Genomic DNA, 8,035 nt, shown 5'->3' on the forward strand with positions numbered 1-8,035 from the left:
CGAGCAGATTAGGGGTCCAGCATGAGCATCCCGCCCCAACCGGGGAGCGCTCGGTCCTTTGTGACGTGGTTGCTACACACGGGGGCGGTCTGGCCGCCAGCAGTCGATGAACCGAGCGGGGCTCACGAATTGACCATGCCTCTGCGCTGATCCACCGATCACGGCTGGAGGATGAGCTGAGCGAGGCCCTTACCGGCTACTGCCCGCAGCTCGTGGTCGCGTGGCGCGACTGGACCGAATGGGTGCGCCAACGACGGGCACGATGATGACAACGGCCAGCGAGACACCCTCGGGCAGGACGGTGGGGTCAGCGGGCGGCGTGCGCGCCCGCCGGCTCGGCGGTCAGCAGCGGCTTGAGCGCACCGGTGCGCAACCTGGCCACCAACGGCGGAGCGAAACGGCCGAGCAGCCAGCTGATCAGCAGGCCGACGGGCAGTGCGAGGATCGCGCTACCGAGCACGTCGTGGGGGTAGTGGGCACCGACGTAGACGCGGGTGAAGGCCTCGAAGACGGCGAACAGGGCGGCGATCGCGGACAACCGCCGGTCCAGCAGCCACAGTGCGGCCACCGTCGCGGCGGCGACGGTGGTGTGGCCGCTGGGGAACGCGTAGTCACTGGGCGCGGGGCAGGAGTCGACGAAGTAGTCCTGCGGCATCGAGTGACACGGCCGCAGCTCACCCACCATCTTCTTGACCACCTCAGCGACCGCGAATGCCACCATCACGGCCACCGGGGTGGCCAGCGCCAGGGTCATGGTCACGCTGTCCTTGCGGCGGGCGTTCCACCAGCCGATCAGCATCAGCACGGCGAACACGCCGAGACCGGCGTTGGTCCACAGCATGAGCGGGGTGTTGAGCCACTTCGTGTCGCGGGCGAAGTCGGTGACGGTGGTGAACAGCGCACCGTCGATGCGCGAGCCGTCGAAGGCAAGCGTGGTCTGGGCAGCGGTCATCGCGTGGGCGTCCCTGGGTGAATGGGGTGGCCGATGGGGCCAGGAGGCTCGTAAACAGTCACGTAGAAGTCGAAGCCAGGACCTTCGTCGCTCGCCAACTTCTACACGCTGTAGATGTGTCTACAGGACTGTAGACGATGAACGCCGGAGAGCCCAACCATGAACGCCGAACCACCTACAGACGACGGGCGCATCGCCATCGACGCCTGGAGGCCGAGTCCCTCGACCTGCTGATGTAGACGCACCGTCCGCTCGTCCCAGCCGAGTTGCGGAAGCATCTGAGCACCGACCTCGCCTACAGCCCGGTGGTGACCGTCCTGACCCGGCTTCACGACACGGACGTGCTCTCCCGCGCTGCCAGGGCCGCGCCTACGCGCGCCCCCGGTGACCGACTCCTACGAGCTCACGCACGGCGCATGCGGCAGGTGCTGGAGGACGATCACGACCGCCGAACCGTACTGACCCGGCACCTCGAAGACCTGTCCCCCACCGACGAGCGGCTGCTGCGCCGGCTCCTCGGCGCCGAACTGCCGGACCGGTGTTGACCGGTATGCCGGTGATGCACCTGCTGGTCGACTCAGCCGCTGCTGACGGGCGCGGAAACTGAGGCTCGGAAGCCGGCAAGCGGCGGGTCGTGCGGGTGCGACCACCGCTTGGCGATGACGGAGCAGACGAGCAACTGCGTCTGGTGGAAGAGCATGACCGGGACGACGATCGCGCCTGCGCTCGCGCCGAACAGGACCGCTGCCATGGGCATCCCGTTGACGAGGCTCTTCTTCGAGCCGGCGAAGACCAGGGCGATCCGGTCGGCGCGGTCGAAGGTGGGCATGTTGCCGAGTGTGGTGGCGATGGTGAGCAGGACGGTGGCCAGGAGGACGGCGTCAACGGCGAGCAGGGCCAGCAGGTGGGCGAGGGTGAGGGATTGCCACAGGCCGTTCGCGGTGCTGTGGCTGAAGGCGGTGTAGACGACGAGCAGGATCGACCCCCGGTCGATATGGCGCAGTTGCCGCCGGTGGCGGGCGAGGGCGGGACCGATCCAGCGGTTGACGGCCTGTCCGGCGGCGAACGGCAGCAGGATCTGGGTGGCCAGCGCGGCCAGGCGCGTGGTGTCCAAGTGCACGGCCGTACCCAGCACGGTCGCGGCCAGCAGCGGGGTGAGGAGCATGCCCAGCAGGCTGGAGCAGGTGCCGGCGCACACGGCTGCGGGCACGTTACCGCGGGCGATCGAGGTGAAGGCGATCGAGGATTGGATGGTGGAGGGCAGCAGGCACAGGAAGAGGACGCCGGTGGCCAGGCGCGGTCCGACCAGTGCGGGCAGGATCGGGTAGATGAGCAGCCCGAGGAGCGGGAAGAGCACGAAGGTGCTGGCGGCGATGGCGAGTTGCAGGCGCCAGTGGCGCAGGCCCGCGATCATCTCCTGCGCGGACAGGCGTGCGCCGTAGAGGAAGAACAGCAGCCCGACCGCGGCGTCGGCCGCGCGGTTCACCTCCTGTTGGGCGCGGCCGGTCGCGGGCCACAGGGCTGCGAGGGCCACGCAGCCCGTGAGGGCCAGGAGATAGGGGTCGACGGCCTGCGGCAGGCGTCGGCGTGCCGGCTTGTCGGCGCCGGGAGCTGGCGGGTTGCTCATCGGGTGGCTCCCTGCGCTTGCGTCGTGGGCACGGGTACCGCCGTCGGGGCGTGCCGGTCGAGTCGGTCGAGCCAGGCGCGGACCGGCTGGTCGTGCTGGCCCAGCGTGGGGGGTGCGGTGTGCTGGGTGGGGGCTTGGTGGTCGAAGTGCCAGGGTGGGCCGGGCAGGGTGATGCGGCCGAGGGTGGCGTGGTCGACTTCGACGAGCAGGCCCTGCTGGTGGGTCTGCTCCCAGCGGTAGACCTCGTCGAGGGTGCGGATTCGCCCGGCGGGAACGCCGGCCGCCGCCAGGCGTTCGAGCCAGGTGTCGGCGGGGTCCTGGGTGAGCCGCTTCTCCAGGTCGGCTTCGAGCAGGTGGCGGTTGCGCACCCGGTCGGCATTGGTCGCGTAGTGCGGTTCGTCGGGGTCGAGGCCGGTGACGGCGGCCAGGGCGCGCCACAAGTTCTGGCTGCCGGCGGCGAGTTGGATGTCGGCGTCGGCGCAGTGGAACAGGCCGTAGGGGGCGATGGCCGGATGCTGGTTGCCGGTGGCGGCGGGGACTTGGCCGGCGACGGTCCAGCGGGTGCCCTGGAAGCTGTGGATGCCGACGAGTGCGGACAGCAGGGAGGTGCGCACGGTCTGCCCGCGCCGCGTGGCCTGGCGCTCGATGAGGGCGGCGAGGACGGCGCAGACGCCGAAGATGCCGGCGAGCAGGTCGGCGATGGGCACGCCGGTCCTGGTCGGATCGCCGGGCTCGCCGGTCAGGCTCATCAGTCCGGCCTCGCCTTGGGCGATCTGGTCGTATCCGGGACGGTCGCCGTGCGGGCCGTCGTGGCCGAAGCCGCTGATGGAGAGCACGACCAGGGAGGGGTTGAGCTCGTGCAGCCGCTCGCTGCCGAGGCCGAGCCGGGTCAGGACGCCGGGGCGGAAGTTCTCCACCAGCACGTCTGCGCGGCGGATCAGGCGTTCGACCAACTCACGGCCCTGGTCGCTCTTGAGGTCGGCGGTGACCGACTCCTTGTTGCGGTTGCAGGACAGGAAGTAGGTGGACTCCTCAGCCGCGTCGGGGCGGGCCGGGCGGGCGAACGGCGGCCCCCAGCCGCGGGTCTCGTCGCCTCGCGGCGCCTCGACCTTGATGACCCGGGCACCCAGGTCGCCCAGCATCATCGCCGCCTGCGGGCCCGCCAGCGCGTGCGACAGGTCGAGGACGAGCAAGCCCCTCAACGGCCCGGGCTGGAGGCCGGCCTTCTCCGTGTCCGTTGCATTCGTGTCCATCGGTCTCCCCGGTGGGTGTCAGGCCCCGGACGCCGCCGGGGGTGGACGAAGGCGTGTCCACGAACCTACGGAGCGCGCGGCGAGCGGACACTCAGCGGAGCGTAAGAGGTCGTTAACTTTCGGCTTCTGCGCCGGGACGCTGTGTAATGCGGGTATGGCTCCTGCTGATCTGCTGGTGGTGGAGGACGACGCGGACATCGCCGCCGAGTTGCTCCAGGCGCTCACCGGCCACGGTTACCGAGCGGTCGTCGCCGCGAGCGGCTCGGCCGCCCTCACCCATGTCCTCGACCACCGGCCGGACCTGGTCCTGCTCGACCTGGGGTTGCCGGACATCGACGGCGTGGCGCTGTGCCGACGCCTGCGCACCCTGCTGCCCGTGGAGAGCGTCATCGTCGTACTCACCGCCCGCACCCACGAGTTCGAGGTGGTCGTCGCCCTCGACGCCGGCGCCGACGACTACCTGACCAAGCCGTTCCGCTTCACCGAACTCCTCGCTCGCCTGCGCGCCCACCTGCGTCGACGCGAAGCCACCTCCGGGGTGCCGGTCATCCGAATCGGATCCGCCCAGATCGACACCCGCGCCCGCCGCGTGCACGTCGCGGACAGCGAAGTCGCCCTGCGCCCGAAGGAGTTCGACCTGCTGGTGGCCCTGGCCGAGCAGGCCGGAACCGTGGTCTCCCGGGAGGAGCTGATGGCACGAGTGTGGGACGAGCACTGGTTCGGCTCCACCAAGACCCTCGACGTCCACGTCTCCGCCCTGCGCCGCAAGCTCGCCGACGCCGTCCCGCACGCCGACCAGGTCATCACGACCGTGCGCGGCCGGGGCTACCGCTACGAGCTGCCGCTCCCCTCCCCCACGGCGGTGCGCATCCCGTCACCGTCCGGGTCATGAACGGGCAGCAGCAGGCTGAACACCGGGCGCGGCGCGGCCCGGCGCAGCACCAGCCGCCCTCCCTCGGCCTCCGCGAGTGAGCGGGCCAGCGGCAGCCCGATGCCGTGCCGGGCGCCGGGCAGCCGCCCGGTGAAGGCTGCCTCGTCGCCCGCGCGCAGGCCGGGTCCGTCATCGCCGACTTCCATCGCCACACCGGCGCCCACGTCGGCGACGGTCAGCCGGATCTCGCCGTGGCCGTGCGTGAGTGCGTTGTCCAGCAAGGTGCCGAGGATCTGTGTGATGGCCGCCTCCGAGCCCCGGACCGGGGCGAGCCCGTCCTCGCACCGCACGATCAGTCGTCGTCCGGCCTCCAGCACGGCGGCGCGGTGACGGTCCGCCACTCGCTCGGCCAGCAGCGCCGCGTCCACCGCGATGCCGCCATGGTGCGTCTCCCTCGCCAGTCGCAGCAGTTCCTCCACCGTCTCGGCGAGGTGCTCGGCACGCCGCAGCGCCGTCGCCACCGCCTCCCGCCGAACCCCTTCCGGCGCCGTCTGGGCCGCTTCAAGCCCCAGCACCAGGGCCGTCAGCGGGGTGCGCAGTTGATGTGAGACCGCGGTGGTGAACCGCCGCTCCCGCTCCAGTACCGCTCCCAGCCGTCGTGCCGTCGCCGCCAGCGCCTGCCCGGCCAGGTCCGCCTCGCGGATCCTGGTCCGGGGCGCCTGAACGGTGAAGTCGCCCTCCCCCAGGGCGCGGGCGATCCCGGTCAGCCGCTCCAGTGGGACCGCGACCCGCCGCGCCAGGTGCCAGGCCAGGACGGCCGACAGCGCGACCACCACCGTACCCAGCGAGGCGAGCAGCAGCCACGCCCGCGTCCGGCGGTCGGTCACCGAGTCCCACGGCATCCACACCCGCACGGTCACCGCGACCCGCCTGCCGCGTATGACCGGTGCCGCGACCGCCAGGTGACCCGCTTCGATCCCCTGGTGCAACCCGCCGTCCCCGGCCCGCGCGGCGACTGGCGAGGCCGGCGGACCGTCTCCCGCGACCTGCCGGCCGACCGGCGTGTACAAGCCGACCGCGACGCCGTGCGACAGCTCCTCCAAGCCTGCCAACGCTTCTGGGCCGAGCGTCGGCCGTGAGCCCAGCTTCGCCGCCACCCAGATCGCGTCCCGCTGCAGCAGGACCACCGCACCTCGGCGGTAGACCTCCGCCATCGCCCAGGCCAACGGCACGGTGAACAGCAGGACCGCGCACGCCGTCACCGCCACGATCGAGGACAGCACCCGTCTGCGCAGGCGGACACCGCCGCCCTTCGCCTCCGACACGCCGCCATCCTGCACCCGACGCCGTGGCATGCCCACTCCTCGGCGATCCAAGCGATCGACGAACGCATGTACCAGCGGCGCTGGAACGGTGCCGGACCCAGGTGGCAACGCGGCCCGCCGCCGCCCGGGTTGTGCGGGTTACGACTGCTCGGACGGGAGCACCGGGGCACTACGGCATGTCAGTCGGCCAAGGCTCGGTAGCTGACCAGGGCTGGGCCGCCGCCACGGGAACGGCGTGCATTCGGGCGGTGGCGGTCAGGCTCCGCGCTGCCTGCTCCACCACCGCCAGAGTCGCGGCGGCGAACAGACCCGCCGGTGTTCACACGCTGACGCCCGAGCAGACCCTTGTGGACGATCTCGACCGGGACGGCGAGTTCGTCGAGGCGTTGATCGACCGAGCCGATGGGCTCTGAACCAGGGACGCTGCTGTGCACTGCCGATAGCCCTCTATCGGGGTCGATAGACGCACAGTCATCCTCCCTGGGGATTCGGGGGCTTCCCGGAATCCCAGGGCGGCCGGACCACAGGCGCGCATGCGCCTTCAGGGCGGGCAGGTGATATACCTGCCCGCCCCAAAGGTCCTCCAGAGGTACAGCCGCTCGGGCGTTCCGATGCCGAGGAGGTCCATGCCCTGGCGGAGGGTCTCGCCGGTGAGCTGGCAGAGCAGCAGCCGGGTCTCCATGACCTCGCGGCTGGGGGCCTTGAGGACGGGGCAGTGCTCGTAGAAGGTGGTGTACGCCGCCGCGAGGCTGTGCAGGTAGGCGCAGAGGCGGTAGGGCTCGAAGGTCTCGGCGACGAGGTCGATGGTGGCGCTGAACTCGTCGAGGAGGGGCCGAGCGCGCGTTCGGCCGGCTCCAGGGTGAGGCCATGGTGGGCGGCCGGGGTTACGCCGTCGGGGGCCTTTCGCAGGATGACTGGATGCGGGCGTAGGCGTATCGAAGGTAGGTGCCGGTATCACCGCTGAGGGGGACCATGCGGTCGGCGTCGAAGATGTAGTCGCAGGTGCGGGAGGTCGACAGGTCGGCGTACTTGACCGCGCCGATGCCGACCTGCTTGGCCCGGTCTTCGAGTTCCTCGCTCGCGAGTCGGGGGCTCTTCTTGGCGACGACAGTGCGGGCCCGGTCGACGGCTTCCGGAGCACTGAAGCCAGATCTCCCTTGGGTATAGGCCAAGGGAGATCTCCAGGTCAGCCCAAAGATTTTGCGCTGGTGGTCGCACGGTGGTCGCCGTGTAGACGCAGACTGGGAGGAGGAAGAGTCCGCACGCTCGACCGTTCGAGGCGATCACCATGCGCTGCTCACCAAATCCCGGCAAGGACAGAGGCCGCGTCTACCGGCGCTGCGGCTGCCGAGACGAACACCGCCGACAGCTCGGCACCACCTGCCCCCGCCTCGCCGCCGACCCGCATCACGGCACCTGGGCCTTCGCCGTCGACACCCCCTCCCCCGACGGCCACCGCCACACCATCCGCCGCGCCGGCTTCCCCAACGAACTCGACGCCCGCATCGCGTTGCAGCGCTTCAACGAGGGCCTGGCCGTCGACGTCATCACCGACCCCAGACAGCGCACCGCCGAGTACCTGAGGGACTGGCTCGCCGAGAAGGAGCTCCGCCTCAAGCCCACCACCATGGCCCGCTACCGTGCCTATGTCGAGCAGGACCTGATCCCCGCCCTCGGCACGATCCCCCTGATCGACCTCACCCGCCAGCACCTGAGCGCCTTCGTCACCACCCAACTGCGCCAGGGCCGCGGCAAGGTCACCGTCTACCGGATCATGGCCACCCTCTCCAGCGCCCTCAGCAGCGCCGTCTACGACGGCCGACTCGCCCACAACCCCGCCAAGCCCCCGCTGCTCGCCCGCCCCGCCTCCGCACCCCGGCGCCTGTGGACCGAGGAGCAGACCGCCCGCTTCCTGCGCTTCACCCACGTCACGGACCCGCTCTACGCCGACCTCGCCGAGCTCATGATCGGCACCGGAATCCGCAAAGGCGAGGCGCTCGCCCTGCG

6 protein-coding genes and 2 pseudogenes are annotated in these 8,035 nt (G+C 71.0%); 3 read left to right on the top strand and 5 right to left on the bottom strand.

Features of this window, described 5'->3' with window-relative positions; translation table 11 throughout:
- Positions 1–307 precede the first annotated feature (307 nt).
- On the bottom strand, positions 308–952 hold the full coding sequence (locus tag LN042_RS28750; protein WP_230054325.1) for a phosphatase PAP2 family protein: 645 nt from the start codon (positions 950–952) through the stop codon (positions 308–310).
- A gap of 257 nt (positions 953–1,209) precedes the next feature.
- Here LN042_RS28750 and LN042_RS28755 point away from each other — a divergent pair.
- Positions 1,210–1,497 (top strand): annotated as a pseudogene (locus LN042_RS28755) (BlaI/MecI/CopY family transcriptional regulator); the annotation flags it as partial.
- Positions 1,498–1,529: 32 nt separating this feature from the next.
- On the opposite strand, the gene LN042_RS28760 reads toward LN042_RS28755, so the two are convergent.
- Positions 1,530–2,579 carry a bile acid:sodium symporter family protein gene (locus tag LN042_RS28760; protein ID WP_230054326.1) on the bottom strand — a complete coding sequence of 350 codons (1,050 nt, stop codon included), beginning with the start codon at positions 2,577–2,579 and terminating at the stop codon, positions 1,530–1,532.
- Positions 2,576–3,832 (bottom strand): CaiB/BaiF CoA transferase family protein, encoded by a 1,257-nt coding sequence (locus tag LN042_RS28765; RefSeq protein ID WP_230054327.1) that lies wholly within the window; start codon positions 3,830–3,832, stop codon positions 2,576–2,578. Before LN042_RS28765 ends, LN042_RS28760 begins: the two co-directional genes overlap by 4 nt.
- Positions 3,833–3,986: 154 nt before the next feature.
- Here LN042_RS28765 and LN042_RS28770 point away from each other — a divergent pair, with 154 nt between their 5' ends.
- On the top strand, positions 3,987–4,724 hold the full coding sequence (locus LN042_RS28770; RefSeq protein WP_230054328.1) for a response regulator transcription factor: 738 nt from the start codon (positions 3,987–3,989) through the stop codon (positions 4,722–4,724).
- Here LN042_RS28770 and LN042_RS28775 read toward each other — a convergent pair.
- Both LN042_RS28775 and argS read right to left on the bottom strand, forming a co-directional pair.
- Positions 4,664–6,058 carry a sensor histidine kinase gene (locus tag LN042_RS28775; protein WP_230054329.1) on the bottom strand — a complete coding sequence of 465 codons (1,395 nt, stop codon included), beginning with the start codon at positions 6,056–6,058 and terminating at the stop codon, positions 4,664–4,666. The genes LN042_RS28770 and LN042_RS28775 overlap by 61 nt on opposite strands.
- A gap of 511 nt (positions 6,059–6,569) precedes the next feature.
- Positions 6,570–7,161: pseudogene (gene argS, locus LN042_RS28780) on the bottom strand (arginine--tRNA ligase domain-containing protein); the annotation flags it as partial.
- Between the two features lie 155 nt (positions 7,162–7,316).
- Between argS and LN042_RS37440 the strand changes: the two are divergent.
- Positions 7,317–8,035, top strand: a 719-nt coding sequence (locus LN042_RS37440) for a site-specific integrase (protein WP_372495839.1), incomplete at its 3' end; no start/stop codon positions are given.

Source organism: Kitasatospora humi (assembly GCF_020907985.1).
GTDB lineage: Bacteria > Actinomycetota > Actinomycetes > Streptomycetales > Streptomycetaceae > Kitasatospora > Kitasatospora humi.